Annotated in this window: 22 protein-coding genes and 1 tRNA gene; 9 read left to right on the top strand and 14 right to left on the bottom strand. The window is 60.8% G+C overall.

Annotated features, from left to right (window positions below):
* Positions 1 to 37: 37 nt before the first annotated feature.
* A complete protein-coding gene (locus ACEQZ0_RS13875) occupies positions 38 to 2,347 on the top strand; it encodes an ATP-dependent helicase (protein WP_370191619.1) in 2,310 nt (769 codons plus the stop codon).
* Positions 2,348 to 2,400: 53 nt separating this feature from the next.
* Positions 2,401 to 3,933: a M20/M25/M40 family metallo-hydrolase gene (locus tag ACEQZ0_RS13870; RefSeq protein WP_370191617.1), complete on the top strand. Its 1,533-nt coding sequence runs from the start codon at positions 2,401 to 2,403 to the stop codon at positions 3,931 to 3,933.
* On the opposite strand, the gene ACEQZ0_RS13865 is transcribed toward ACEQZ0_RS13870, so the two are convergent.
* From ACEQZ0_RS13865 to ACEQZ0_RS13855, 3 genes are all read right to left on the bottom strand, one after another.
* Positions 3,905 to 4,741 (bottom strand): sterol desaturase family protein, encoded by an 837-nt coding sequence (locus ACEQZ0_RS13865; protein WP_370191616.1) that lies wholly within the window; start codon positions 4,739 to 4,741, stop codon positions 3,905 to 3,907. The genes ACEQZ0_RS13870 and ACEQZ0_RS13865 overlap by 29 nt on opposite strands.
* 42 nt (positions 4,742 to 4,783) lie before the next feature.
* The gene (locus tag ACEQZ0_RS13860; RefSeq protein ID WP_370191614.1) at positions 4,784 to 6,118 is read right to left on the bottom strand and encodes a DEAD/DEAH box helicase; all 1,335 of its coding nucleotides are present in this window, start codon (positions 6,116 to 6,118) and stop codon (positions 4,784 to 4,786) included.
* Between the two features lie 119 nt (positions 6,119 to 6,237).
* On the bottom strand, positions 6,238 to 6,807 hold the full coding sequence (locus tag ACEQZ0_RS13855) for a hypothetical protein (RefSeq protein ID WP_370191613.1): 570 nt from the start codon (positions 6,805 to 6,807) through the stop codon (positions 6,238 to 6,240).
* A gap of 159 nt (positions 6,808 to 6,966) precedes the next feature.
* On the opposite strand from ACEQZ0_RS13855, the gene ACEQZ0_RS13850 reads away from it, so the two are divergent.
* The 5 genes from ACEQZ0_RS13850 to ACEQZ0_RS13830 all read left to right on the top strand — a co-directional run bounded on the left by ACEQZ0_RS13850 (position 6,967) and on the right by ACEQZ0_RS13830 (position 12,266).
* Positions 6,967 to 8,415 (top strand): FAD-binding oxidoreductase, encoded by a 1,449-nt coding sequence (locus ACEQZ0_RS13850; RefSeq protein WP_370191611.1) that lies wholly within the window; start codon positions 6,967 to 6,969, stop codon positions 8,413 to 8,415.
* Positions 8,416 to 8,481: 66 nt separating this feature from the next.
* Positions 8,482 to 9,270 (top strand): SapC family protein, encoded by a 789-nt coding sequence (locus ACEQZ0_RS13845; RefSeq protein ID WP_370191609.1) that lies wholly within the window; start codon positions 8,482 to 8,484, stop codon positions 9,268 to 9,270.
* A 10-nt stretch (positions 9,271 to 9,280) separates the two neighbouring features.
* Positions 9,281 to 10,309, top strand: coding sequence for a PDZ domain-containing protein (locus tag ACEQZ0_RS13840; protein WP_370191607.1), 1,029 nt, complete (start codon positions 9,281 to 9,283; stop codon positions 10,307 to 10,309).
* A gap of 53 nt (positions 10,310 to 10,362) precedes the next feature.
* A complete protein-coding gene (locus ACEQZ0_RS13835; protein WP_370191606.1) occupies positions 10,363 to 11,442 on the top strand; it encodes a mannose-1-phosphate guanylyltransferase in 1,080 nt (359 codons plus the stop codon).
* Positions 11,427 to 12,266, top strand: a complete 840-nt coding sequence (locus ACEQZ0_RS13830) for a class I mannose-6-phosphate isomerase (protein ID WP_370191604.1) — start codon at positions 11,427 to 11,429, stop codon at positions 12,264 to 12,266. The genes ACEQZ0_RS13835 and ACEQZ0_RS13830 overlap by 16 nt, the downstream gene beginning before the upstream one ends.
* A 197-nt stretch (positions 12,267 to 12,463) precedes the next feature.
* On the opposite strand, the gene ACEQZ0_RS13825 is transcribed toward ACEQZ0_RS13830, so the two are convergent.
* On the bottom strand, positions 12,464 to 13,414 hold the full coding sequence (locus tag ACEQZ0_RS13825) for an N-formylglutamate amidohydrolase (protein WP_370191602.1): 951 nt from the start codon (positions 13,412 to 13,414) through the stop codon (positions 12,464 to 12,466).
* A 199-nt stretch (positions 13,415 to 13,613) separates the two neighbouring features.
* On the opposite strand from ACEQZ0_RS13825, the gene cpdR reads away from it, so the two are divergent.
* Both cpdR and ACEQZ0_RS13815 read left to right on the top strand, forming a co-directional pair.
* Positions 13,614 to 14,006: a cell cycle two-component system response regulator CpdR gene (gene cpdR, locus ACEQZ0_RS13820; RefSeq protein WP_370191601.1), complete on the top strand. Its 393-nt coding sequence runs from the start codon at positions 13,614 to 13,616 to the stop codon at positions 14,004 to 14,006.
* A 77-nt stretch (positions 14,007 to 14,083) separates the two neighbouring features.
* A tRNA-Val gene (locus ACEQZ0_RS13815) sits at positions 14,084 to 14,158 on the top strand.
* Positions 14,159 to 14,546: 388 nt separating this feature from the next.
* Here ACEQZ0_RS13815 and ACEQZ0_RS13810 read toward each other — a convergent pair.
* From ACEQZ0_RS13810 to ACEQZ0_RS13765, 10 genes are all read right to left on the bottom strand, one after another.
* Complete coding sequence (locus ACEQZ0_RS13810) at positions 14,547 to 15,719, bottom strand: hypothetical protein (RefSeq protein WP_370191599.1); 1,173 nt, start codon at positions 15,717 to 15,719, stop codon at positions 14,547 to 14,549.
* A 17-nt stretch (positions 15,720 to 15,736) separates the two neighbouring features.
* On the bottom strand, positions 15,737 to 17,878 hold the full coding sequence (locus ACEQZ0_RS13805) for a GumC family protein (protein WP_370191598.1): 2,142 nt from the start codon (positions 17,876 to 17,878) through the stop codon (positions 15,737 to 15,739).
* Positions 17,875 to 18,600, bottom strand: a complete 726-nt coding sequence (locus ACEQZ0_RS13800; protein WP_370191597.1) for a polysaccharide biosynthesis/export family protein — start codon at positions 18,598 to 18,600, stop codon at positions 17,875 to 17,877. The genes ACEQZ0_RS13805 and ACEQZ0_RS13800 overlap by 4 nt, the downstream gene beginning before the upstream one ends.
* A gap of 39 nt (positions 18,601 to 18,639) precedes the next feature.
* Positions 18,640 to 20,001, bottom strand: coding sequence for an O-antigen ligase family protein (locus tag ACEQZ0_RS13795; protein WP_370191596.1), 1,362 nt, complete (start codon positions 19,999 to 20,001; stop codon positions 18,640 to 18,642).
* A 394-nt stretch (positions 20,002 to 20,395) separates the two neighbouring features.
* Complete coding sequence (rfbA, locus tag ACEQZ0_RS13790; RefSeq protein ID WP_370191595.1) at positions 20,396 to 21,286, bottom strand: glucose-1-phosphate thymidylyltransferase RfbA; 891 nt, start codon at positions 21,284 to 21,286, stop codon at positions 20,396 to 20,398.
* Positions 21,283 to 22,134 (bottom strand): dTDP-4-dehydrorhamnose reductase, encoded by an 852-nt coding sequence (rfbD, locus tag ACEQZ0_RS13785; protein ID WP_370191594.1) that lies wholly within the window; start codon positions 22,132 to 22,134, stop codon positions 21,283 to 21,285. The genes rfbA and rfbD overlap by 4 nt, the downstream gene beginning before the upstream one ends.
* A 5-nt stretch (positions 22,135 to 22,139) precedes the next feature.
* A complete protein-coding gene (gene rfbB / locus ACEQZ0_RS13780; protein ID WP_370191593.1) occupies positions 22,140 to 23,195 on the bottom strand; it encodes a dTDP-glucose 4,6-dehydratase in 1,056 nt (351 codons plus the stop codon).
* A complete protein-coding gene (rfbC, locus tag ACEQZ0_RS13775; RefSeq protein ID WP_370191592.1) occupies positions 23,192 to 23,758 on the bottom strand; it encodes a dTDP-4-dehydrorhamnose 3,5-epimerase in 567 nt (188 codons plus the stop codon). The genes rfbB and rfbC overlap by 4 nt, the downstream gene beginning before the upstream one ends.
* Positions 23,758 to 24,852, bottom strand: coding sequence for a DUF1972 domain-containing protein (locus ACEQZ0_RS13770; RefSeq protein ID WP_370191590.1), 1,095 nt, complete (start codon positions 24,850 to 24,852; stop codon positions 23,758 to 23,760). Before ACEQZ0_RS13770 ends, rfbC begins: the two co-directional genes overlap by 1 nt.
* Positions 24,845 to 25,891, bottom strand: coding sequence for a glycosyltransferase family 4 protein (locus ACEQZ0_RS13765; RefSeq protein ID WP_370191589.1), 1,047 nt, complete (start codon positions 25,889 to 25,891; stop codon positions 24,845 to 24,847). The genes ACEQZ0_RS13770 and ACEQZ0_RS13765 overlap by 8 nt, the downstream gene beginning before the upstream one ends.
* Positions 25,892 to 25,939 lie beyond the last annotated feature (48 nt).

The following is a 25,939-nucleotide window of genomic DNA, read 5'->3' as shown; positions in this document are numbered from 1 at the left end:
TGTTGCGGGCAAGCGTTCCCTAGCTGTTCCATACCGCATGACCGAGCTTTCCACCCCGTCCGACGCGCCAGAAAAAGCGCAGATTCCTGCCTATGCTGCACGCCTGAATGCACCCCAGCGCGAGGCCGTCCTGACGACCGAGGGCGCCGTGCTGATGCTGGCCGGAGCGGGCACCGGCAAGACCGCGGCGCTTACCGCACGGCTGGCACATCTCATCGCAACGCGCCGGGCATGGCCGAGCGAGATCCTCTGCGTCACCTTCACCAACAAGGCGGCGCGCGAGATGCGCGAGCGCGTGGGCCGGCATATCGGCGATGCAGTCGAAGGCATGCCTTGGCTCGGTACCTTCCATGCGATCGGTGCGCGCATGCTGCGCCGGCATGCCGAACTGGTCGGACTGAAGTCCAACTACACGATCATCGATCCCGACGACCAATTGCGCCTGCTCAAGCAGCTGATCCAGGAAAACGATCTCGACGAAAAGCGCTGGCCGGCGCGCCAGCTGGCAGGGTTGATCGACCGCTGGAAGAACCGCGGGCTGAATCCCGGCGATCTCGATGCTGTGGAGAACGAGGCATACGCCAATGGCCGCGGGGCGCAGTTCTACACGCTCTACCAGGAGCGGCTCAAATCGCTGAACGCCTGCGATTTCGGCGATCTTTTGCTGCACATGCTCAATATCTTCCGCCAGCATCGCGACGTGCTCGAGCAGTATCAGCAGCGCTTCAAATATATCCTGGTCGACGAATATCAGGATACCAACCAGGTCCAGTACCTGTGGCTGCGCCTGCTTGCGCAGACGCGCAAGAACATCTGCGTGGTGGGCGACGACGACCAGTCGATCTATTCATGGCGCGGCGCAGAAGTCGCCAATATCCTCAAGTTCGAAAAGGATTTTCCCGGCGCCGCGGTGATCAAGCTCGAGCAGAACTATCGCTCAACACCGCAGATCCTTGCGGCCGCATCGGGCCTGATCGACGCCAATAGCGAGCGGCTCGGCAAGACGCTGTGGACCGAGCTTCCGGCGGGCGACAAGGTCCGCGTGATCGGCGTGTGGGATGCGCCAGAGGAAGCGCGCCGCGTGGGCGAGGAGATCGAACGGCTCGAGGCCGAAGGCGCTCCGCTCGACCAGGTCGCGATCCTCGTGCGCGCGCAATACCAGACGCGCGAGTTCGAGGACCGATTCATCCAGATCGGGCTCAACTATCGCATCGTTGGGGGCTTCCGCTTCTACGAACGCGCCGAAATCCGCGATGCGCTCGCATATCTGCGCACCATCGCCCAGCCTGCAGACGACCTTGCCTTCGAGCGCATCTACAACCAGCCCAAACGCGGACTTGGCGCCAAGACGCTCGAAGCCATGCGACGCCATGCGCGCCGGACGCAGGCCCCGCTCGCTGCTGCCAGCCTCGACCTTTGCGACAGCGACGAGCTGCCCGCACGGGCGAAGAACAGCCTCGTCGGACTGCTCGGCCAGTTCGTTCACTGGCGCGAGATGGCGGAAAAGGTGACGACTTCCGAATTGCTGCGCACGGTGCTCGCCGAGAGCGGCTACGAGGACATGCTGCAGAAGGATCGCAGCCCCGAAAGCGCCGGGCGGCTGGAAAACCTCACCGAGCTTGCCCGCGCAATGGAAGAGTACGAGACGCTTGGCGATTTCCTCGAACATGTCAGCCTGGTGATGGACAACGACCGTGCCGACGATGGCGAGAAGGTCACCATCATGACCATGCACGCCGCCAAGGGGCTCGAGTTCGATCATGTCTTCCTGCCCGGATGGGAGGAAGGGGTCTTCCCCAGCCAGCGCGCAATCGACGAAGGCGGGCTCGCAAGCCTCGAGGAGGAACGCCGGCTCGCCTATGTCGCGATCACCCGCGCGCGGCGCCGGTGCACGATCCTTCATGCTGCAAACCGGCGCATCTACGGCCAGTGGACCAGCTCGATCCCCAGCCGTTTCATCGAGGATTTGCCAGAAGAGCATATCAAGAGTGAAACCACCATGACTGGCGGTGCCTCTCTGTGGCGCGCCAATTGGAGCGAGACCGAGGATCCCTTCGCGCATGTCTCCTCCAGCCGTCCCGAGCGGTCGGGCTCACGCGGCCCCGGCTGGCAGCGCGCGCTGTCGAGCGGCTACGACTCAACGCCCAAGCGACTTGCCGAGCCGGGCCGGAGCGCCGCCAGCTTCGCCGCCAAGCCGCGCAGCGACATCGCGATTGGCGCACGCGTGTTCCACGACAAGTTCGGTTACGGCTGCGTCACCGATCAGGAAGGCAACAAGCTGACTATCGAGTTCGAGAAGGCGGGCGAGAAGCGCGTACTCGACAGTTTCGTGAAGCTCGCCGACTAGCTTGTCAGCCTGCCCTGCCGCGTGCATTCCTTCGGCAAATCAGGGGGAATGAGATGACCGGACTCACACGCTTTCCAACCGACCGCCGTACGCTGCTGCGATCGTCCATGCTGCTTGGCGCGGGAGCAGCATTGCTGCCGCGGACCGGTTTCGCGCAATCCGACGCCCGCGCGGCGATCCGAGCGGCGGCAGCGGCGAACAAGGCAACCGACATCAAGCGCATTCAGGAGTGGATCGCCCTGCCGACCATCGCCGCGGAGAACCGCAACGTCCCGGAAGGCGCGGCCTATATGGAAGACCTGGCCCGCGCTGCGGGCTTTACCGGTGTCCGGCAGATTCCCACCGACGGGATTCCCGGGGTCGTCGGTTTCATGGACAATGGCGCACCGCAGACCCTGGGCATCTATTTCATGTACGATGTGAAGCAGTTCGATCCCGCCGAGTGGTCCTCGCCCCCGCTCGCGGCACAAATCGTCGACAAGGCCGACTGGGGAAAGGCGATCATGGGCCGTGGTGCGGTCAACCAGAAGGGCCCCGAGGCCACCTTCCTCGCCGCGCTCCACGCGATGAAGGCGGCGGGCGTTACCCCTCCGGTCAACATCGCGCTCATCTGCGAGGGCGAGGAGGAGATCGGCAGCCCCCACTTCCGCCAGATCGCCGAGACGCCCGACGTGCTCGCCGCACTCCGGAAATGCGCAGGTATCTTCATTCCGGCCAGCTGGCAGGGACCGACCGGGGCAGTGAACGTCAATCTGGGCTCGAAAGGCATCGTCGAGCTCGAACTGGTGGCGAGCGGTGAAAAATGGGGTCGCGGCCCCAAGGGCGACATCCATTCGAGCCAGAAGGCCGCGGTCGATTCGCCCGTCTGGCGACTTGTCCATGCGCTCAACACGCTCGTCACGCCCGACGGCAACACGGTGGCGATCGATGGCTGGTTCGAGAACGTGCGCCCGCTGACCGAGCGCGAGAAGGAACTGGTCCGTCAGGCCGCCGCCGCCGGAAACGAGGAACTGACCAAGGCAAGCCTCGGCATCACCCACTGGATCGACGATTTGTCGTTCGAAGACGCGATGATCCGCCTGGCAGGGCAGCCAACGGTCAATATCGAAGGGCTCGTCGCGGGCTACACCGGTCCGGGCGGCAAGACCATCCTGCCCGGTCGCGGCGTAGCGAAACTCGACCTACGGCTGGTGCCCAGCCAGACCCGCGAAGAGGCAGTGCGCAAGCTGCGCGCGCATCTCGATGCGCAGGGTTTTCCCGATGTCGAAGTGAATGTTTCGGGCGGCTACGACCCGACCGAGACGGCCGAAGACAGTGCGCTCATTCGCGCCGAGCTGGCCGCCTACGAGGCGCTGGGGGTCGAGGCGAGGCTCAATCCACGCCTTGCCGGCTCGTGGCCAGGCGCGACATTCACAGCACCGCCGGTGAGCATCCCTGCCGGACACTTCGGCCTCGGTCATGGCTCGGGCGCGCATGCGCCGGACGAGTATTACGTAGTGGAATCGAGCAATCCCAAGGTGGCCGGGATTACCGACGCGACGATGGGTTACGTCGAGATCATGTACCAGCTGGCGGCGCTGGCCTAGGCTCTACCGCACTCGCACCCACCCCGATGCGGTAGCGCCGCTCGAACGGTCGGCCGAGTTCGCCGAGGAAGCCGCGCGTGCCCTCGGCAATGCCGGTCTCGCAATCGAGATACGGCGCCGGATCGACATAGGTGCCGAACAGCCTGTCCCATAGAGTCACGGTGTTGCCGAAATTGCTTCCCATCAGCGCCTCGTCGCGGATGTGGTGCAGGCGGTGTGCAGCGGGCGATATCAGTATTTTACCGAAGATTCCGAGAGTCCATGGAACATCGGCATGGATGAAAAATCCCCACCAGCTGCGGAGGAAGGCCGCGCCGGCAATCGCCCATTCGGGGAACCCAAGGAGGAACAAAAGCCAGATGTCCACAAGCACACTGAGCAATTTGCTGAGCGGGTGCTTGCGATGGACCGAAAGCCAGTGCAGCGCCGTGTCTGCGTGGTGAGTGGCGTGGATCGGCCACAGCAACCTGTGGTGTTCGGCGCGGTGCCGCCAGTAGACAACGAAATCGTAGACCAGGATGGCGCAGAAAAGCACCGCCAATTCGTTGATCCCGCTCCAGAATGCGCCCAGCGCGGGGAGAGCCACCAATTGGTCGCGGATCAGGCCCTCGGGCACCGCGAACAGCGGGCCCAGCAGCACGAGGTTGAAGAGCAGGAGGCCGAGATTGGTGGCGAATTCGCCGTGCACCCGCGCCAGCGCCGCACCGATCGCTCGCCGCTTAACGAGCAACGCCAGCAGGCCGAACACGCCGGCCGTCATGGCCAGCATGGTCAGCGTCACCTGCGCATGATGGGCGAAGATTTCCATTGCGCCAAGCTATGGCGCGAACGTGGTTAGGAAGGCGTTAAATCAGGTCGCCGAAACGTCGAGGAAGCCAGGGCGCGGACCGTTCCATTCGCCCGCCGCAACCGGCGCATCATCCGAGTCGCGCTTGCGCCGCGGCTCGCTCTTCGTTCTCGGCTTGCGCGCTGGCTGTTCGTCCCGGAGCTCGTCGTTCCCGCGCTTTTTCCGCGCGCGCTTGGGCTTTTCCTCTGGCTCGGACGTCTTCTCGACCAGATCGACGCGAACGTCTTCCTTGCCGAAGACCTTGACCTTCGACCCGGTCAGCTTTTCGACATTGGCGATCGCTTCCGCGTCTTCTTCCGCAACGAAGGTGAAGGCGCGGCCCTTGGCCCCTGCCCGCCCCGTGCGGCCGATCCGGTGGACGTAATCGTCGGGATGCCAGGGCGTGTCGAAATTGAACACGTGGCTGACGCCCTTGATGTCTAGCCCCCGCGCAGCGACGTCGGAGGCGACGAGGATATTGATCTCGCCCTTCTTGAAGCGGTCGAGCTCCTTCAGGCGATTCGACTGGTCCATGTCGCCATGGATCTCGCCGCTGCGGAAGCCGTGGCTCTGCAGGCTCTTGTTGAGTTCGCGCACGGTGGTCTTGCGGTTGGCGAAGACGATTGCGGTCTCGACATGATCATGGTCGAGCAGCCAGCGCAGCGTCTCGCGCTTCTGGCGGCTCTTTACCGGAATCTTGAAAGCGGTGATGTCCTTGTTCGTGGTCGCGGCACGGCTGACCTCGATCCGCTTGGGATTGTTGAGAAATTTCTTGGCCAGCTTCTCGATCGGCGGCGGCATGGTGGCCGAAAACAGCATGGTCTGGCGCGCTTCGGGAAGCTTGGAGCAGATGAACTCGATATCGGGGATGAAGCCCATGTCGAGCATACGGTCGGCTTCGTCGATGACCAGCAGTTCGCAACCGTTGAGCAGGATCTTGCCGCGCTCGAACAAATCCATCAGGCGACCGGGCGTGGCAATCAGTACGTCGACGCCCTCGTTCAGCGCCTTGACCTGGTCGCCCATCTGCACGCCGCCGATGAGCAGTGCGAGCTTAAGATCGTGGTTCTTGCCGTATTTCTCGAAGTTTTCCGCCACCTGCGCTGCGAGTTCGCGCGTCGGCGCGAGGATCAGCGAACGCGGCATCAGCGCGCGACGACGGCCGGCAGCGAGGATATCGATCATGGGCAGCACGAAACTGGCGGTTTTGCCCGTGCCGGTCTGCGCGATTCCGATGATGTCCTTCATCATCAGGACCGGCGGAATCGCCTCGCGCTGGATGTCTGTCGGCTCGGTATAGCCGGCTTCGCTTACTGCCTTGAGCAAGTCTTCGGAAAGGCCGAGATCGGCGAAAGTCATGCGGTTCGAAACTGTCCCTGGAACAAAGGCCGAGAAAAAGCCGCGCATGTGCGGCATCGGCTAGGCGCGCCCTTTGCCGGAATTGGCGGAAAAGTCAAGAAATCGGCGCGAGCGCGGCCTCAGTCCTCCTCGCTGACCGCAACCAACCGGCTGAAATTGGAAATGCGGCACTTGGCCCCGGCCCGCGACAGCAGCCGGTCACGCCCGACGCACAGCTTCCCGTCGGAGGTCCGCTCGACGTAGAAACCGAGATAGAAATCGCGCGGGCTGCAGGCATTCTCGAGCTCGGCCGAGATGATCTGCCTATTGCGCATATACATCAGCAGGCGCGTGCCGCGATCGGCCACGCCGACAATGTCGCCCACGCTGAGACACTTGCCAAAGGGGCGCTCGACCAGCCGTGTGGGAAACGACTGCCGCGGTAGATCCGCAAGAAAATCTTGGCGCAACCGGCCGGGGTGCGGGCTGATTCGCAGGATCACGCGCTGTTCGATCCGCACCTGGTTGGCGACCGGCCCGCCGCCATCGTCCAGCGTGCCGGGCCAGATCGGGTCATGTTCGCCGAGAGCGGCCGAACCGGGCGTCACGCCTCCGGCAGCAGTTGATCGTTCGATGTCGGCGCCCGTCGCCGCGCTTCCCGGAGCGCCCAATGCCATCAGCATGGCGATCAGGGGAGAAAGCAGGGACATGGGCTGTCTACGAACGCTCCTTCGTCGCGGATCGCGGGTGCAAGCGGAAAAACGACGGAGTTGGCCCTTGCCTTCCAATGCTTGAATGCGGGCTTAATTATTCTGGGTACGATGGCAAGTGGTGGCAATCGCCGGCCGGGCTGTGGCAAGATGGCGGCCATGACCGAGCTCGAATCCTTCCGGCACGCCGCCACCGAACTGCTCGGCCAGCGCGGCTTCACCAGCGACCCTGAACTGGTCGAGCCCTGGCTGACCGACTGGCGCGGCCGCTATACCGGCAAGGCGGTGGGCATGGCCTCCCCGGCCTCGACCCGCGAAGTGGCCATGTTCGTGCGGCTCTGTGCCGAGCACCAAGTCCCGATCGTCCCCCAGGGCGGCAATAGCGGAATGTCGGGGGGTGCCACGCCCGACGAAAGCGGTGCCAGCGTGGTCCTCTCGCTCCGCCGGATGGATGCGATCCGCGATTTCGATCGCGCCGCGCGCCAGATCACCTGTGATGCGGGCGTCATCCTGCAGACCCTGCACGAGAAGGTCGAGGCGGAAGGGCTGCGCTTTCCGTTGACGCTGGGCGGCAAGGGCTCGGCAACGATCGGGGGGCTCATCTCGACCAACGCCGGCGGTACGCAGGTCCTTCGCCATGGCACGATGCGCGCCCAGGTGCTCGGGATCGAGGCGGTGCTCGCCGATGGCGCGATCTTCTCGAGCCTCGTTCCGCTCAAGAAGGACAATCGCGGTTTCGACCTCAAACAGCTGCTGATCGGTTCGGAGGGCACGCTGGGAATTGTCACCGCCGCCACGCTGCGCCTTCTGCCCGCGATCGGCGAGCGCCGCGTCGCCTGGATCGGGCTCCCCAGCATTTCCGCTGCGCGCCAACTTCTGCTTCACTGCGAAGAAACCGCGGGCGAGGCACTCGAGGGGTTCGAAGTGCTTCCTGCGCATTGCCTGCAGTCGGTCCTCGCCCACCTACCCGATGCGCGCAGTCCGCTTTCGGGCGAGCATGCCTGGCATGCGCTGGTTGAACTCGTCGAAACGGCCGAGGGGGCAGACAAGCTCGACGGCCTGGTCGAAACGGTCTTCGCCGGCGCGATGGAGCGCGGGCTCGTGGAAGATGCCGTAATCGCCACCAGCGAAACCCAGGCCGAAGCCTTTTGGCAACTGCGCGACAGCATCGCCCCGGCCGAGCGCGCCATCGGGCCGGCAATGCAGCATGATATTTCGGTACCGGTAGCGCGGATGGCCGAATTCGTCGAAACCGTCTCGCCTCAGGTCGAGGACCGTTTCCCCGGCACGCGGGCGATCGGATTCGGCCATCTCGGCGACGGCAACATCCATTTCCACGTGCTCGCCCCGAGGGGCGCGACGCGCGGGAAATGGGAGGCAAGCGAGGGCAAGGCGATCAGCGCCTATGTCTATAACCGCGTCACCGAATTCGGTGGGTCGATCAGCGCCGAGCACGGCATCGGTCAGGTGAAACGCGAGGAGCTCGCCCGCCTTGGCGATCCCGTATCGCTCGCTCTGATGCGCTCCATCAAGCGGACGCTCGACCCGCTGGGGATACTTAATCCGGGCAAACTCGTCCCGCTTGCACCCCAGCCCGCAACGCCGTAAAGCCCGCGCTTCGCGCGTATGCCTCCTGGGCATGTCGCCCAATCCAATCGAATTTCGGAGAGATCCATGGCCAGCGCGCCGCAGCCCAACTTGCCCCTGTTCTTCAACGACCTCATGCCGCTCAACCGCAAGGACCACGCGAACCTTCGTTCGCGTCCGGTGAGCAAGGCCCCCTGGCTTGCCAAGCAGCACGCCGTGCCGCTGACGGTCGACGAATTCGTCCAGGCACAGCGCGACCTGCCGATCGTCTTCTCGACCGGCCCCGATGCCGTTCCGCTGGCGCTGATGGGCCTCAATGACGGCGTGAACACCTTCGTCGACGAGGAAGGCACCGTTACCGAGCAGGTCTACATTCCGGCCTATGTTCGCCGCTATCCCTTCATGCTCGCGCGCCTCAAGCCCGACGGCGACGAGCTTTCGCTGTGCTTCGACCCCACCGCCGACAACATCGGCGAGTTCGAGGACGGCCAGCCGCTGTTCGACGGTGACGAGCCGAGCGAAGGTACCAGGCAGATCCTCGAATTCTGCGAGCAGTTCGAGCAGGCAGGCCAGCGCACGCAGGCCTTCATGAAGGAACTGAAGGATCACGACCTGCTGATGGAAGGCGAAATCTCGATCACGCAGGAAGGCAATGACAAGCCCTTCGTCTATCGCGGCTTCCAGATGATCAATCAGGATAAGCTGCGCGAGCTGCGGGGCGACCAGCTGCGCAAGTGGAGCGAAAATGGCCTGCTGCCGCTGATCTGGGCGCAGATCTTCTCGATGGACATGATGCGTACCATCTTCGGCCGCCAGCTCCAGCAGGGCAAGGTTCCCCTGCCCGATGCCGCGACCGCCGGTGTCCCGACTGCCTAAGCCGGCAAGCATGCGCGCGCGGTTCAAAACGATCCGCGCGCGCCTGTTCCTCTTGCGGTTGCTGCTGCCGACGCTTTTGTCGGCGGCGCTGGCCGGCCCTGCCTTGGCCGAAAGGACCATCGATACGGCAGACCGCACACCGCCACCTCTCGAATTATTCCAGCAAAGCGAAACGCGGCTGTTCCAGCTTGGCTATCGCCTGGCGACGGCCAATGCTCCATTCTGCGACCGGGCGATCAAGGTTTCCGGCCTGCTGATTCACGACGCCGACAGTTACGGCGATCCCGCAGCCGTGCGCAGGCTGTTCCATCTGAGCGACGACATCGGCGTCCAGGCAGTCGCGCCGCAATCGCCCGCCGCACTGGCCGGCATCCGCCAGAACGACACTATCCTGGCCATTGACGGCAAGTTGATCGCAGACCACTGGCCCAGAACCGATCCGCGCTGGCAGCGATCCTTCGCCTTGCGTGACGCGATCGACGCGGCATTGGCGCGCGGCCCGGTCGAAATTACCTGGCAAACTCAGGCCGAGCCGCCCAGGACGGCCATGATCGACGGAGTCCCAGCCTGCCCGACGCGCTTCGAATTGGTGGATTCGAAGGCCAACGCCGCGGCCGACGGCAAACGCGTGCTCGTTGGCGAGAAATTTCCCGGCCTCGCCTATGACGAAGCCGCCTTCGCCGCAGCGATCGCCCACGAAATGGCGCACAACATCCTGCGGCACCCGCAAACCTTCCGCGAGATCGGCTGGAAGCGGAGGCTGGTGCGCCTTTCCGAGCGCGATGCCGATCGCCTGATGCCGTGGCTACTCGAGAATGCCGGATACGACCCAAGCGCGGCTGTGCGGTTCATGCGCACCTGGGGGCCCAGGCATGGCGGGTGGATATTCCGATCGCGCGACCACGACGGCTGGGACGAACGCGTCGAGTTCATCGCGGCCGAACTGCCGAAAATCGAGGCTGCGATCGATACCGGCGGCAAGGCCGACTGGTCCCGAAATTTCGAAAGCGAGTTGTCGGCGAAACTTGCGGATAAGTAGGCCAATGGACACCTGAATCCGATCCCTGGCAATTCTGACTTACCATAGCTTGTATGATCTGGCAGGACCCCGCCGAAAGTCGGATGGAGCAAGCTTTGATAAATATCGTACCGGTAATACTTTGCGGCGGCAGTGGAACCCGCCTTTGGCCGCGGAGCCGATCGACCAAACCGAAACCTTTCATCCCTCTGCTTGGCGACCAAACACTGTTTCAGGCGACCATTGCGCGCTGTACGGATAGGACCCAGTTTTCGCCCCCCATCGTGGTGGTCGGCGAAAAGCATCTCGAATTTGCGAAGCCGCAAACTTCTGAGACCGCCCCTGACGCTCGGTTCGTCGTGGAACCCATGGGCCGCAATACGGCTCCTGCCATCGCGCTCGCGGCCCTGGCGCTCGATCCGAACGAAGTCATGCTTGTTTGCCCGAGCGACCACCATATCATCGATACACAGGCCTTCCGTGCCGCAGCGCAATCGGCAGCGGAGATCGCGAGCGAGGACTGGCTCGTTGCATTCGGCATTGCGGCCACCGCACCCGAAACGGGCTATGGCTATATTCGAAGAGGCGAACCGCTTGGTGGTGGTTACCGGGTACACAGCTTTGTCGAAAAGCCCGACCTCGAAACCGCTCTGCAATTCCTCGCGGAGGGAAATTATGCTTGGAATGGCGGCATATTTGCCTTCCGAGCGGGTTTCTTCCTGGCAGAACTTGAACGCCACCGTCCCGACATGGCCGAAAAAGTGCGCGCTGCATACGCGCGGCGCGACGCGAATAGCGAGGACATCCGCCCCGATGCGGAGAGCTTCGCCAAGGTTGAGAAGGAGTCAGTCGACTACGCGATCATGGAAAACACCGACCGCGCCGCGATGGTTGATGTTTCCATGGGCTGGTCGGACATCGGCAATTGGGACGCTCTCTACGCTGAGCGCAAGGCTGGCGCCGACAGCAATGTCATCATCGGGCCCGGAGAGATCATCGGGGCTCAAGGATCGATGATCGATAGTGATGGTCCCCATGTCACGCTTATTGGAGCCGACGACGTCGTGATCGTTGTGGATGGTGACGATGTGCTCGTCACTGCGCGGAGCGCAGTACAGCGAGTAGGTGAGGCAAGCCGATGCAAGAACCCGTAATCCGCAAATTGTCGAGCACCTTTGTCGAGAAGGTATGGGGTGTAGAGAGCCTGCCGCCTCCCTTCCCCCCCCAACCGGCGGGCAAACGGATCGGCGAAGTCTGGTTCGATCCCCCCGCCGAATTCGATACGCTACTGGTCAAACATATTTTCGCCAGTGAGCGCCTTTCGGTTCAGGCCCATCCGGATGACACCCAGGCGCGATCCATGAACGTTGGGCGCAATGGCAAGAGCGAGTGTTGGGTGATCCTTGACTCGGAGCCGGGAGCGACGATCGCGGCCGGCTTCCGGAATAAGATTACTCCGTCTGAAATGCGTGAAGCGGCCCTCGACGGAAGCATCGTCGATCAGCTCGTTTGGCACGAAGTACGCTCTGGAGACGCATTCTTTATCCCCGCCGGCACGGTGCACGCAATTGGCGGTGGTGTCAGCCTGATCGAAGTCCAGCAAAACAGCGACATCACATTCCGCCTCTTCGACTATGGTCGACCACGCGAGTTACATCTCGAACAGGCCATGAAAGTGGCCGACACGGGCCCATATCCATCGAAGTTTCGTAGCCAAATGGATTGCGAAAGCGGTGTACTGGTCGACGGCCCCCATTTTCGCCTGACCTACTGTCGCATAGCCGCCTCTGGTCCACAGCCTTCGCTGGAAGATGGCCCCGCCCTGCTCATCCCTTTCTCCGGCCAAATTTCGATCGATGGCCAGACCTTGGCATTGGGCGAATGTGCGCTGGCGTCAAACCTCGGTCAGCAACGCATGGAGGGCGATTGCCTGCTGCTGATCGCCCAACCGCCTCCCCCCTGTGACCTCGCCACCTAGAAACGCGCATATTTCACGTTGAACCGTGCCAAGGTTGCGGCTGCCACAGACTTGAAATCGAAAGACGTCAGCCCCATTTCAATCGTGCCGGACGGGCTTCCCCTCATGGCCCTTCCCGGCAGATGCACGTGAGTGCATTTCCTCCCTGAACCTTGGCCACCTCGCGCAGATTGCGCGGGGTGGTTTTTTGTACCCGGCTATTCGGCGGCTTGGGCGATGGGGCCGCGGCGCGCCATAGTCGCGGCTTCCGCACCCAGCGTACGCACAAGGCCTGCCAGAAGCTTCACGATCGCGGGCAGGCGCGCGCTGGGCTGGTCGAGCCGTGCATCGAGATAGGTGCTGCGGCACACTTCGATCTGCAGCGCATGGATTCCCCGCACCGTCTGGCCATAGCGGTCGAGCACATATCCCCCCGAATAGGGCCGGTTATGTGCCACGCGCCGGCCATGATTTGCGAGATAGCGCAGCGCCAGATCGACCAGGCCGGGATCGCAGGACGCGCCGAAACGATCGCCGATGACGAATTCTGCCGGCCGGTCCTGCGGGTGGTGAGGCTTGAGCGGAGGCATCGAATGGAGATCGATTAGCAGGGCGACGCCCGAGCGATCGCGAAGGCGCTCAAGCTCGCCGCCCAGCGCGGTATGGTAAGGCTGGTAGATCCCGGCGATCCAGGCGTCGAGCTCGGTCCTTGCCAAAGGCCGGCGCCAGAGTTCCCCCATTCCGGGAATGCGTCGGGGGACAAGGCCGAGCCCGCTGCGCGAGCGGCGATTCGCCAGCGAATGCCGCAGGGGCTTCGGCTTGGAGCCCTTGATCATGCCCCAATCTATATCATCGACCGATCGGTTGAGGTCGATCATCGCGCGCGGCGCCTGCGCCAGCAAGAGACCGGCGGCGTTGGCAGCAGCCACCGGGTAGGCAACCGCATCGATGTAACGGTCTTCCAGACGCAGACGCGCTTCGTCTGGTGCACGCAACGATGCGAGCGTGCTTTCGGGGTAGGCACGCCCGCTGTGCGGGACTGCAAGTAGAACCGGTATCGTGTTGCCGCCGAATCGCCAGAGCCGGTACGATGGCCCCGGCCCTCCGGGGATGTCTCCGCCGGACAGATGCAGGGCACTCGCCATCGATTCCGTCGGCGTTTCGGTCATGGCCGCATCGTCGGGGGCGTGCCCGCATTAATCAAGTCCGGAGTGGCTCGCGCCGCCCGATCTTCGCGCCCACTCCACCCCACATCGGGGCCGCCACCGCCGGCCCCCGGGGACCGCCCCGCCCCTGCACCTGCCCCCACGTTAACAATGATCGTTTTGGATACATGCTTTTTTAAAGCCCCCGCGCTAGACATGCGCGATGACGCAAAACCAGCCCCCCCGAATTCTTCTGGCCGAGGATGACGACGCCATGCGCGTTTACCTGGCGCGCGCACTCGGCAATGCCGGTTACGTCGTCGATTCGGTCGATCGGGGTACCGATGCCGTCCCGCTTCTCGAAGACGGCAGCTACGACCTTCTGCTGTCGGATATCGTAATGCCCGAGATGGACGGGATCGAACTGGCCCAGCGCTGCAACGAGGTTAGTCCCGACACTAAAGTCATGTTCATCACCGGCTTTGCCGCGGTGACGCTCAAGGCAAGCCGGGAGCAGCCGCACGCCAAAGTGCTGTCGAAACCGTTTCATTTGCGCGACCTCGTGCTCGAGGTCGAACGCGTGTTGGAGGACCCTGTCGGCGCGCGCCTGTATTAAGTGCGATTAGGGCCTTGCGCGGTTTTCCAAGCCTCGCTAAAGGGCCCGCCTACCCCGCGAGGGGCGGACGATGGTGCGGGCGTATAGCTCAGTGGTAGAGCACTATGTTGACATCGTAGGGGTCCCAAGTTCGAACCTTGGTACGCCCACCATCGAAGCCTCTCGAGGCAAGAAAAAGCCCGCCGGATCGGCGGGCTTTTTTGTGGTCGGCATTGGATTGAGACCTGAGCCGTTGGCTGGCCGTATCCACCAAAAGGACTAGGCTGGAGATCAGAGCGTCTCGAACGTCGGCAGATAGTCGCAGCCGCTTTTGCAAACGGCGTTAGGCGATCGGACATAACCCGCCTAAGTGCATGGCCTTCACACTGGAATCTGAGACATACGCGCTCGCAACCGACCTCAAGGCACGGGATGGGAGCTGGTGCTGCATTCATTTGCTTGCCAAAGAACGATCGGCAGAGATCCGGTCCCCATCGAGCAAAGCATCATATGCAGCCCCAATGCAGCCCTGCCTCGTACTAGACAGTTGGCGCTTGTCGATCAGTGCCGGAGCCTGATCGACTTAATTTTCGCATCGAGCGCAGAACGCCCCGACCAAGCCCTCGCCTCTATGACCAATTCTACGAACGAGCAGGATGCAGGCAGCTTCTTTATCTCGAACTCGCGCTTCAGATTTGCAAGGCTTCGATCCAATATCACAGATTTACCCGCAGTTCCGCAGTAAAGACCTACGTCTATATCCTGCAATGCTTGTTCAGACTTGATGTCGTGTTCCACACCAAATACGAAGGGTCCTTCGGGAGTCTTTATGAGCCGTCGAGCCACGACGCCCCCTTCACCGGGTTTCGCAGAAATTTCGAGTTCCGCCGAAGTTCGACTTGGTTGAGCCCGGAGACCTGCCCGATCAGTCAATTTCCAATCGAAAGGCGGATACATCGTATTCCAATCGAGTGCGCCGTCGCTTTTGCTGGATTGCCCTTCCTCACCCAGTCGCTTGTAAAATTTGTAGGCGACATCGAGTTCGTCTTCGAGCACGAGATTTTTTAAAAGAGTTTGGTCCAGTTCTTGGTCGTGGAATGAGACTCGCTTGCGCAATTCAACAAGGTTTAAAAGTGCCGCGGGCTGCCTGACCGCATAGCGGAAGAAAGTTTCATGCCAAAGCGAGCTACCGTCGAGTATTCGAGCGAATTCATCGACTGCACCTTCTCTAGCAAACACCGGCAGCAGTGTCGGAAACAGTTCGGGGGATCGCGAGGGTCGGACACGCAAAATCCTGTCCAACGTCGCTATAGCTCCCGGGTAATCCTGGTTGACCACTTGCCCTTGGAGGACAACCGCTTGGAGCCTTGAGTTCCTTCGGTTCAATCGCGCTGCGACGCTCACGATTTCCGACTGAACCTTTTCATCCTGTTCGGCCAACGCAAGAATTGCATGCGCTTCCGGCGCAAGGGGTTCACGTCGGTATGCCGCCAGAGCTCTGTCTTTAGCTCTGGGTGCGTCAACCTCCTTGGAATCCTCCCCTTCGGCTGCCGAGACGAACGTCAGGGAAGCAAGTTCTTCCTCAGCCCGGCCGTTCAGCGGAAACAACGATAACGCAGTTCCGGGTGTTTTGTGTGTCAGGGCAAGACCGGCAGATTGCGCTGCAAGGCCAATCGCAAGAGCCAAACCGGCTATCGTCGAGAGAATTAGACGGAGTGGACGTACCGACTTCATGGCCTCGAGCAGGTCGTTTAGACCTGATCCTCGCGTTTATCTTCCCCGTATCCGTAGCCATAGCCATAGCCGTAGCCATAGCCGTAGCCGTAAGCGGAGTTTTTCTGGCTGACCTTGGTAACTATTGCGCCAAACACCTGCGCACCCGAGCGGCGTAGGCGACCGATTGCATTCTCGATGCCCCTGAGTTTGATCCGCTCTGCCTCGATCACGAAGATTACGCCATCGACGACCTTCGACATTTCGACCGCGTCAGCCAGTGCCAACATCGGAGCCCCGTCGATAATGACCTGGTCGTAGGTACCCCTGGCAGTCTCCACGACCTCAGCGAACTTCTCACCTGCCAAGAGTTCGACCGGGTTCGGCGGGGTCCGTCCCATCGGCAAGAAGTCGAAACCAAATTGATCGAGCGTGACAATCTGAGACGCCATGTCAGCCTCTTGACTTGCCAAGAGAGGAACCAGGCCGCCCTTGTCGTAGCCATGCAGTTTCAGGGTATCCTTGAGCTTTGAATTGCGCAGGTCGGCATCGATCAGGAGAGTGCGCTTGCCAAGTTGTGCAAAGCTGGTGGCGATCCCGGCGGATGAGATGCTCTTACCTTCTGCAGGCACTGAAGACGTTAACATGAGGACCTTCGGCGCTCCTTTAGGAGTCAGGAAGTTCATGTTTGTTCGAACCGTCGTGTAGGCCTCGTTGATCTCGGAAGAACGCTCCGTGAGACATTCAACCAATTCGCCGTTCATCTCGCGAGGAATGGCGCCCAGCAGAGGCAGGCCGAGACGCCTGCGCACATCCTCAGGATCCTGCAAAGTCTGGCTAAGGGCAACCTTCAGATAGACCAATGCCACTGCCAGAGCCACGCTCCCGATGATCGCAAACAGGAGGTTGAGCAGGAGCGAGGGTGCATACGGCGCGCCCGGTACATCGGCCAAATCGATGATTTGAATGTTATTCTCACCAGCCCCAGATGCCTCCAGCTCTTTAAAGCGCTGCAGCAATGCATCGTAGATTTGCCGGTTGGTCTCGACCTCACGCTTCAAGATCCCGTAACGAATGCCCTGACCTTGCTGCCCGAGAAAGCGCTGCTTCGCCTGCTCGACCTGTTCACGCAGCTCCGCTTCCCTGACTCTGGCCGACCGAAGAAGATCGCGTGCACCTCCTGAAATAGCGGCGCGAAGTGAATTCACCTCGGCCCGCTTTTCCTGAACTTGCGGATAATCCGGCCCGTAATTCGCACGCAGAACCGCCAGTTCGGCCTCGGCCGTGCTCAAGTTCGTCAGCAATTCGTTGCGGGGGTCCGTACTGGGGAAATTGCCACCGACAACCGCCGCTTGCGCATTGATGCGATCCGCAACGGCTGCAGCCAAGGCGGTATTGAGCGCCTGCAGATCGGCGCCGATCAAGGTCTGCCCGGCCGATTCGGAACCCGATTCCTCTCCAGCGCTGAGCACAAGTATCCCGTTCGCGTTCGCATACTCGACAAGGTCCTGCTCCGATCGGGCAAGGCGTTCACGAAGTTCTGCAATCTGCTTCTGGAGAAATTCTCTGGCCTCGATATTGGCACCGAAGCGCTTTTCGTAGTTCGCCGCCACAAACTCCTTGACCCACAGATTAGCGATTTCGGCCGAAACGACTGGATCAGGACTGGAGAATTTCACATCGACCAAGCTCGACTGCGTAATCGGACTGATACTTATATTGTCGAACAGTACCCCTTCGATTTTCGCTTCGAGATTGCCGCCGTCCTCGAGTGCGAAGGCATTGCGAAACGCTTCATCGCGGGTCAGATTGCCGGCCTCCATGACCCGCTTGGCCATGAATTTCGAAACGAGAAGCTCGTACTGGGTATTGAGGTACTGGAGCTCGGAAATTTTACTGTCGACCTCGAGCGAATCGAGATTGGTCACATCCGCCGTAACCTGCGAAACTTCGAGGCGCGCACTTGCTTGGTAGAGGGGCGTAGTCAGCAATGTAACGAGGACGCCCAGCAGAATGCCAAGCGCGACTATGCCTGCAAGCCAATACTTTAGGCTGACAGCCTCGTGCCAATAGCGCTCGATGTCGAGAGCAAACGAACCGTTGCCGTCGGGATTGTCGACAAGAGCATATCCATCATCCTGCCTGGCAAGCTCGGGCGAACCAAAATTAAGATTGTTCAACGTCCGATCCGATCAATCAAAATGGCAGAAGTCGAAAGTAGCGGAGCAAATCGCAAAATACTGTCCAAACGCCTTCGACTTGGCGAGTCCCCGACGATGACGATGTCATTGGGGTAGACGGTGGGATCTCCGTAGTTTCCGCGTTGAATAGCCTGGATGTTATACGCGCCAATATAGCGCTGACCATCGACCGTACGCAGAACCAGGACATCGTCCAGCTTGGCATATTCAGCGAGACCACCCGCTTGGTTGACGACACGCAGAAGCGTTTGCCGACCAAGAACCGCATATTCCCCCGGCTTATTCACCTGGCCGCCCACAGAGACCGTGGGTGGGGGAATTTCAGAAGGGATCACTCTTACCTGTGGATTGAGAAGATAGCGTCCCTCGAGAAATTTGGCGATCAAACCTGCGGCATCGCTGGGCGCGAGGCCATTGAGATCGAGGATGCCTACCAGCGGGAAGTTGATCCGCCCCTGACCGTCCGTGAGGTAGGTGCCGCTCAGACGCTCCGCACCCACGACGTCCACCTGCAACCTTTCTTGAGGGCCGATAACATAGAGATTTTCGACACCTGGCGCCGGCAACTCTTCGAGCTCCGCAATCTCAATACCCGGCGCCTTGCCATAGCTTCGGTCCGTAGCACATCCCGACAAAACGAGGACGAGCGCCAAGCCACTGATGGCCGCTCTGAATTTCTTCACCGAGTTGATCTTCTTCATGATGAGCGCCTTAGCGCAACTCCGATACGACGACAGCTTTCAAGGCACACGGTTTGCCGCATTCACTTCCCTCCCATGCCGGTCGCGCATGTCTCGTGAAAGAGCCACGAGAAGCCAAATCGCAACCAGTTGGAAGATCGGCGTCCTTAGGGGGTAATCGACCAACGAAGCAACCCCAACGATAGCGAAAATACTCACCCAAAAAAGCGCATTTACCCTCGCCGAATTCTTGGCGGCAATCTTCACGATTGCGCGGGCCATCCAAACGAAAAGCGCGATTAGAATCAGCACCCCGGGAATCCCGCCCTCAATAACGAACTGAGCCCAGTCGTTGTGCGCCTGATTCACGTATTGAGGCATCAGCAATTCCGATGGCTCATAAATATTGTAAACCTGCTCGAAAGATCCAAACCCCGTGCCTAGCGCCCAGTGAGTGGCAATCATCGCCGCGATGACTGGCCACAAGGACCACCTCAAATCTGCCAAACTGTCTCTCGAAAGCAAATCCTGAAAAGCTGGCGTTCGATCGAGCAACATGAAGGTCGCCGCAGTGAGTGTTATGGCGACGACCGGCACTATCACCACCAGGCCCGAATGCTTGTCGAGCCAGCGCCTCACAGGATCGTTCACCGAATGACCTCGACTGGTGCGCGGCGAAAGAAAGAGCATGACAAGCGAAATGACGACCGCACCGAGAGTGGCCGCCAGGCCGGCACGCGAAGCACCGACCAGTGCTGTTAGGAGGATAAATACGAAAGCGACGGGGTAGATCAGACGCTCCCAACTCGCACTCTGCACTTCACGCGCCCTCAATGCGAGCGAGGTGACAACCAAAAGGGAACAGGCGGCAAAGATTGCTGCATGATTCTCGTTCGCAAAAATGCCGACCGGAGAGCCCCTATTGGTGAGCTCGTAGAAGTAGAAGACACTGGATTTCCCGGTAACGATCTGGAGCAGTCCCAGTACGGCATTGAGAACGCCAAGCCCCGCAATCACCCGCAAAATCACACGCGCCGACCCGCGCAAGGCAACCGCGAGTAGTAGACCTGCCGCCGGGACGACGAGGCTACCCAAGACATTCCAGCTGCGCATCGGGGTCAAGGTGAGGGGGCGCCAAACGTCTTGGAAACCGAGAGCCGAATCCAACTGGGCCAGATCGCTTCGATCCGGAAGTCCCTGCCAGAGTGAAGGTGGAAGAGGTACCAGCTGAACCGAGACCAGCAGCGCATAACAACCGAAGAGAATGAACAGCGCGCGCTGTCCCTTGATGCTTTCCAGCGTCAGATAGTAGAACGCGGGAATCAAAAAGAGAGCGGATAATGCTCGCAATGGAACGATTTGAATCGCGTCATATCTCGACGCACCGCCGGTGAGCGCGACCAAAGCGGCGAAGAGGCTCAATATCAGCCAACCTTGCGCTCGACCGCTGCTAGAACTTCCTGTCCGGCGAACCGGCACGCGACCACTATCCATGCAAATTTGCCCATCCCGTTTGGCGCCGACTGCGCGACCTTCGGTTCGTCGACCATCTGCGGACGTAGCCGAACGATGACCTCATTCTACTATCCACAGGTACAATTCCGTCATTGCTCACCCCCGCAACCGCCTATCTATCCCATCAGCAGATTGCACTGGGTTTGCCAATCTGAAGCCTGGCTGAAAATGGAAGTTGCCATCCCGGTTGCATGATTGCTCGATGCTTGTGACATTGCCCATTCGGCGTTTCCTGAAAAGGTGGCCAAAACGCGGCATTTGAATTCCCTTCTTCGCCAGTCATGCCGGTATTGCCTCGAGCCTAAGACGAGATACTCTCTCCCAGCAGGTCCTCAAGATAGCGGCCATAGGCGTTCTTCCCGAAAATTTCCGCCCGCTCGGCCAATTGCTGCGCGGAAATCCACCCCAGACGGTAGGCGATCTCGTCGGGGCTGCCGGTCTGGAGACCTTGCCGCTCCTCGATAGTGCGCACAAAGTTCCCCGCATCCAGCAGGCTGGCGTGAGTGCCCGTGTCAAGCCAGGCATACCCTCTTCCCAGGAGCCCGACTTTGAGCAGGCCATCGTCGAGGTAGCTGTCAAGAAGAGAAGTAATTTCAAGTTCACCACGGGCAGACGGCTTCACGCTCGCCGCGCGCTGGGGTGCGCTCCCATCCAAGAAGTACAGACCGGTCACCGCGAAATTGGAGGCCGGCACTTCTGGCTTCTCGACAATCGACCGCACCGACCCATCGCTGGCGAAATCGACCACGCCATACCGCTCGGGATCCGCAACCCTGTATCCGAAAACGGTGCCACCTTCGGCCTGATCGGATGCAGCCGAAAGTTGCTCGGGCAACCCATGTCCGAAAAAGATGTTGTCGCCGAGCACCATCGCGGACGGGGCGCCATCCAGGAAATCCTCCGCCAACAAATACGCTTGGGCCAGACCGTCCGGGCTCGGTTGCTCGATAAATGTCAAGCTTATGCCCCACTGGCTGCCATCGCCGAGCGTGCGGATGAATTGCGCCCGATCTTCCGGTGTCGTGATGACCGCGATTTCGCGGATACCCGCCAGCATGAGTACGCTGAGCGGATAGTAGATCATCGGCTTGTCGAAGATTGGAAGGAGTTGTTTCGAGACCCCCAAGGTGACGGGATAGAGCCGGGTACCGGACCCTCCAGCGAGAATGATGCCCTTGCGCTGCATCGTCATGGTGCGATCTCCATTTCGTCCAGTATCTGTTTGACTGCCTGACGCCAGTCGGGTTGCGCGATGTCGAACGCCTCGACAGTTGCGCTGCAATCGAGCCGCGAGTTCAGCGGCCGCACCGCAGCCGTCGGATATTCGCTGGTCGGTATCCCGAGAACTGACATTTCCCTGCCTGCCACGTCAAAGATCGTACGGGCGAAGTTGGCCCAGGATACATTGGGGGCGCCACTGAAATGATACAGGCCCGATTTTCCGGCATCCTGCTGCAACTCTCGAGCGATCCGGAGGCACGCGTCGGCGATGTGGGCTGCCGGCGTCGGTCCGCCGATCTGGTCATCGACTACCTTCAGTTCCGAATGAGTTTCGGAAAGGCGAACCATTGTCTTGAGGAAATTATTCCCGTGGCTCGAAAAAACCCAACTGGTGCGCAGGACTGCGAAACGCCCCCCCGCCTCTTCCACACCTCGCTCGCCCTTCAGTTTACTGCGACCGTATGCGTTGGACGGATGGCGAGGATCGCGCGGTTGCCATGGCCGGTGTCCCGAGCCGTCGAATACATAATCGGTAGATATGTGGACGAACGGAATGTCGAGGGCTGCGCAAGCTTTCGCCATGGCCGTTGGAGCCTCGCCATTGACGAGGGTCGCAAGGGCTTCCTCTTCCTCCGCCTTGTCTACGCCGGTGTATGCGGCCGCGTTGATCACCGCGCTGGGCAATCGAGAAGCGATTACTGCAGCGCAAGCCACCGGATCCGACAAGTCTGCCTCGTCGCGCCCGATCGCCAGAACGGGCGCGCGTGCTTGCAACTCGCGCGCCACCTGGCCGGTCTTGCCGAAAACGAGAATCGCCATGGCGGTTACCGTTTGCCTGAGCCCAAACGCTGTCCCACGCCCTGGCGCTGCATCAGTGGACGCCACCATTCTTCATTGTCGAGATACCATCGGACAGTCTTTTCCAAGCCTTCTTCGATCGTAACCGATGGTCGCCAGCCGAGCTCTTCGCGGATACGAGATGGATCGATTGCGTAGCGGGCATCGTGGCCCGGCCTGTCCTCAACGAACGTAATCAGTTCGGAATAGGGGCGACCGTCTGCACGCGGGCGGAGCCGGTCGAGTATTTCGCAAATCGTCGTGACCAAGGCCAGGTTGGAACATTCGTTCTCCCCTCCGATATTGTATGTGCGGCCGACCGCCCCCTTCTCCAGCACCAGCAGCAATGCATCCGCGTGGTCTTCCACATAAAGCCAGTCGCGTACATTCGACCCGTCACCGTATATCGGCAGCGGCTTCCCATGAAGCGCGTTGATAGTGACAACCGGGATCAGTTTTTCCGGAAAGTGGTAGGGGCCGTAATTGTTCGAACAGTTGGTTACCAAAATGGGCAGGCCATAGGTTTCCGCCCACGCCCGGACCAGATGGTCCGAACTGGCTTTGGATGCCGAGTATGGGCTACGCGGATCGTAGGGCGTGTCTTCGGTGAACTGAACTTCGGGGTCGGCCGGCAACGAGCCATAAACCTCATCGGTACTGATGTGGTGGAAGCGGAAATTAGCGGATTTGCCCTGCTCGACCCAATATTTCCGAGCAGCCTCCAACATGTTGAACGTGCCGAGAATATTGGTTTCCATGAATTCGCCCGGCCCGTCGATCGAACGGTCCACGTGGCTTTCCGCAGCGAGATGCATCACCGCATCGGGGTGGTGGTCAGCGAAAATTCTGTCGAGCGCCCCGCGATCGCGAATATCCGCGTGAATGAACGCGTAGGCCCGATCGTCGGCGACAGATGCGAGATTTTCGAGGCAAGCAGCGTAGGTCAACGCGTCGACATTAACCACGCTATGGCCGCGGCCAATTGCAAGGCGAACGACCGCCGAGCCGATAAAGCCGGCGCCGCCGGTAACCAGAATTTTCATGATGCCCGCTCATATGTGAAGGGTGAATGCCAGTCCGCGAAGGCCGGTGCCACGATATCCTTGTCAGACAGGATCGGCCTCGATCCGTCGAGCCCCCAGTCAATATCCAGACTGTCCCAGGCAACCGACCCGTCGCAATCCGCATCATAGAATTCGGTCACCTTATACTGCACTTCGGTATCGGGAGCCATCGTGACGAAGCCATGAAGGAATCCCTTGGGCACCAGAACCTGGCGCCCGTCTTCCGCCGAGATCTCGATCGCCACCCATTTTCCGAAGGTGGGCGACCCGTTGCGCGCGTCTACCACAACGTCGCGGATTGCTCCCCGGCTGCAGCGTACCAGCTTGTCCTGCGCGCGCGGCGGCGACTGGTAGTGCAGCCCGCGAAGCGTCCCGACGTCGGCCGAAAAGGAATGGTTATCCTGCACGAAAACGAAATCGAGGCCGTGCTCGCGCATCCTGCCTGAATTCCACGTTTCGCAGAACCACCCCCTGTCATCGCCGAACCGGCGTGGTTTCAGGATGAGAACATCGGGAAGCGGTGTTGCCTCGACTTCCAGCATTATGCCTCCAACAATTCGAAATAGGCCCGTCCGATAGAGGCCCAGGTGTAACGACGCGAGGCGATCTCGCACATTGTTTCGCCGATGGCCTTGGCCTCTCCAGCGGACATTTGCGAGAGCAGCGCACGCAATTCCGCTGCACTGGTGAAATAGAGCGCCCGGCCTTCGGTCGTATGGCGGTTGAAGGCGCAGCCATGTGCCGCGATCGGAATCCCGAAATGCATCATTTCGACCAGCGCCGGATTTGTTCCGCCGGCCGAGTGTCCGTGCAGGTATAACGAGGCCCCATCGCGAATTGCCCGCAGGCCGCGCGGATCGTAAACCGGATCATGTATCGTGATGGTGGGATGCCCGGCGTACTTGTGCTTGAGTTCGCGGCCGTAGCGGCTCTTGTCCCAATTGCCGACGAATACCAGCGGCATTCCCAGCCCGTCGAAAGCCTCGAGTATCATCGCAATGTTGTTTTCGGGCTCGATCCTGCAAAGCCCCAAGGCATATCCATCTGGCAGATTCGCCACGGCAAGGGGATCGGGATCGGCCTCAACGGCATGGTCTCCGCCGTAGGGGATCACGTGCGCCTCGCAGCCATAGGCCTCCTTCAAATAGTCGGCGATCGCCTGATTGTCCGCGATGACCTCGTCCGATGCCTTGACGGCGACAAACTCGGCAAAACGCAGATAGTGCTTGGCCAAGCCTTTCCACTTCTCTCGTTTCCACTCGATCCCATCGACGTTGGTTATGACGCGCGCGCGAGAGAAGAGCTTGAGCAAGGGCAGGATCAACGCTCCCGAAACGCCCAACAGCAGCAGCCTGTCGTGCCCCTTTCGCACGGCGTCGAACAGACCGACCATGTCATAGGGTATCGACTGTACACCGTTCGCGTCGAACCCGACGTACTCCAGCGCTGCACTTCGATAACGCGCCGGTTGCGAGTCAGCCCCTTTCGAAGAGCAATAGACCGTCAGCTCGAGCGAGTTGCCGGTCTCCTCGTGATAGCCCACAAGGTTCTCCGCAAGCGTTTCGAACCCGCCATAATTTGCGGGAACGCCGACGGTGCCGAGGATGGCGACCCTGTGCTTAACCAAATCAGGCACGGAGCGCCTCGATCAGAGCATGCGCGGATGCCTTCCACGAGAAGGTTTCCAGCATCCGCTCGCGAACCCTATCGTCCGAATCCCGGCGGCTCTCCCCAAATGCACGCCTCACAGTAGCCCTGATCTGCTCGGGATCATCAGGCTCGAAGCTCCCGTGGACGTAGGGGACCAGTTCGGACATGGCGGTATTGTCGGCGCAATAGGATATGCCTCCGGCCGCGACGGCTTCGATGATCGGCATGCCGAAGCCTTCTGCATGCGAAGGATAGATCGACGCACAGGCGTTTCGATAAAGCCACGTGAGCTGCGCGTGGCTGATGTTGGAAAGGTGGCGCACACGATTTCCCGCGAGCGCCAGGGCATCTTCCAGTTCCGGATATTCGAGCGCGGGAGAACCGACCAGAACCAGCGACTGGTTCCGATCGAGCTCGCCCAATATTTCGCGAAAAGCCCGAACCAGCGCATGCTGGTTCTTGCGCGGCTCGAAACGGCTGACATAGACGACGAAACGTCCGGGCGTCAGGTCGGGAACCGCGGAGTCTGGCGCATCGACAAAGGCATCGGGCGCCGCCGGCACGACATGCACGCGCTCAAGCGGGATCCCGAAGTGGCGATGGATCGCATCGCGAGAGTAGTGCGAGCTGGTAATGACCTTCTCGCTACGCATCGCGCTGATGCGAAACAAGGTGGCGTTCTTGAGCCGATAGCTCAGAGGGAAGTACTGCGGGTGGTCGAGGAACAGCAGGTCGTGGATCACATTGATCCAGGGCCCGGTTTTTCGAAGCGGGCAGATATAGTTGAAATGCGCGAAGTCGGGCTTCAGCCTCGCTTGGAGCCGCGGCAGCTCCACTGCCAGTCGCTTGAACCGGCCGGTCGAATGCAACGGCTGCCACTCGATATCCGGCGCATCTGGAAACCAGCGCGACAGACTTTCTTCCTTGTGACAGCACAGCACCACTCGCGCCAAACCCTCGCGCGACAATTCTCCATACAGACCGGCAAGATAGGCGCCGCTTCCTTGCGGCGATCCATCGAGCACATGCCCATCGACCATTATCGTCGGCTTTACCATCGAACCCTAGTCTTC

The sequence above is a fragment of the Qipengyuania sp. genome (assembly GCF_964227205.1).
Taxonomy (GTDB): domain Bacteria; phylum Pseudomonadota; class Alphaproteobacteria; order Sphingomonadales; family Sphingomonadaceae; genus Qipengyuania.
Note: the sequence above shows the minus strand (reverse complement) of the source record. Positions and strands in the feature narration are given on the sequence as shown.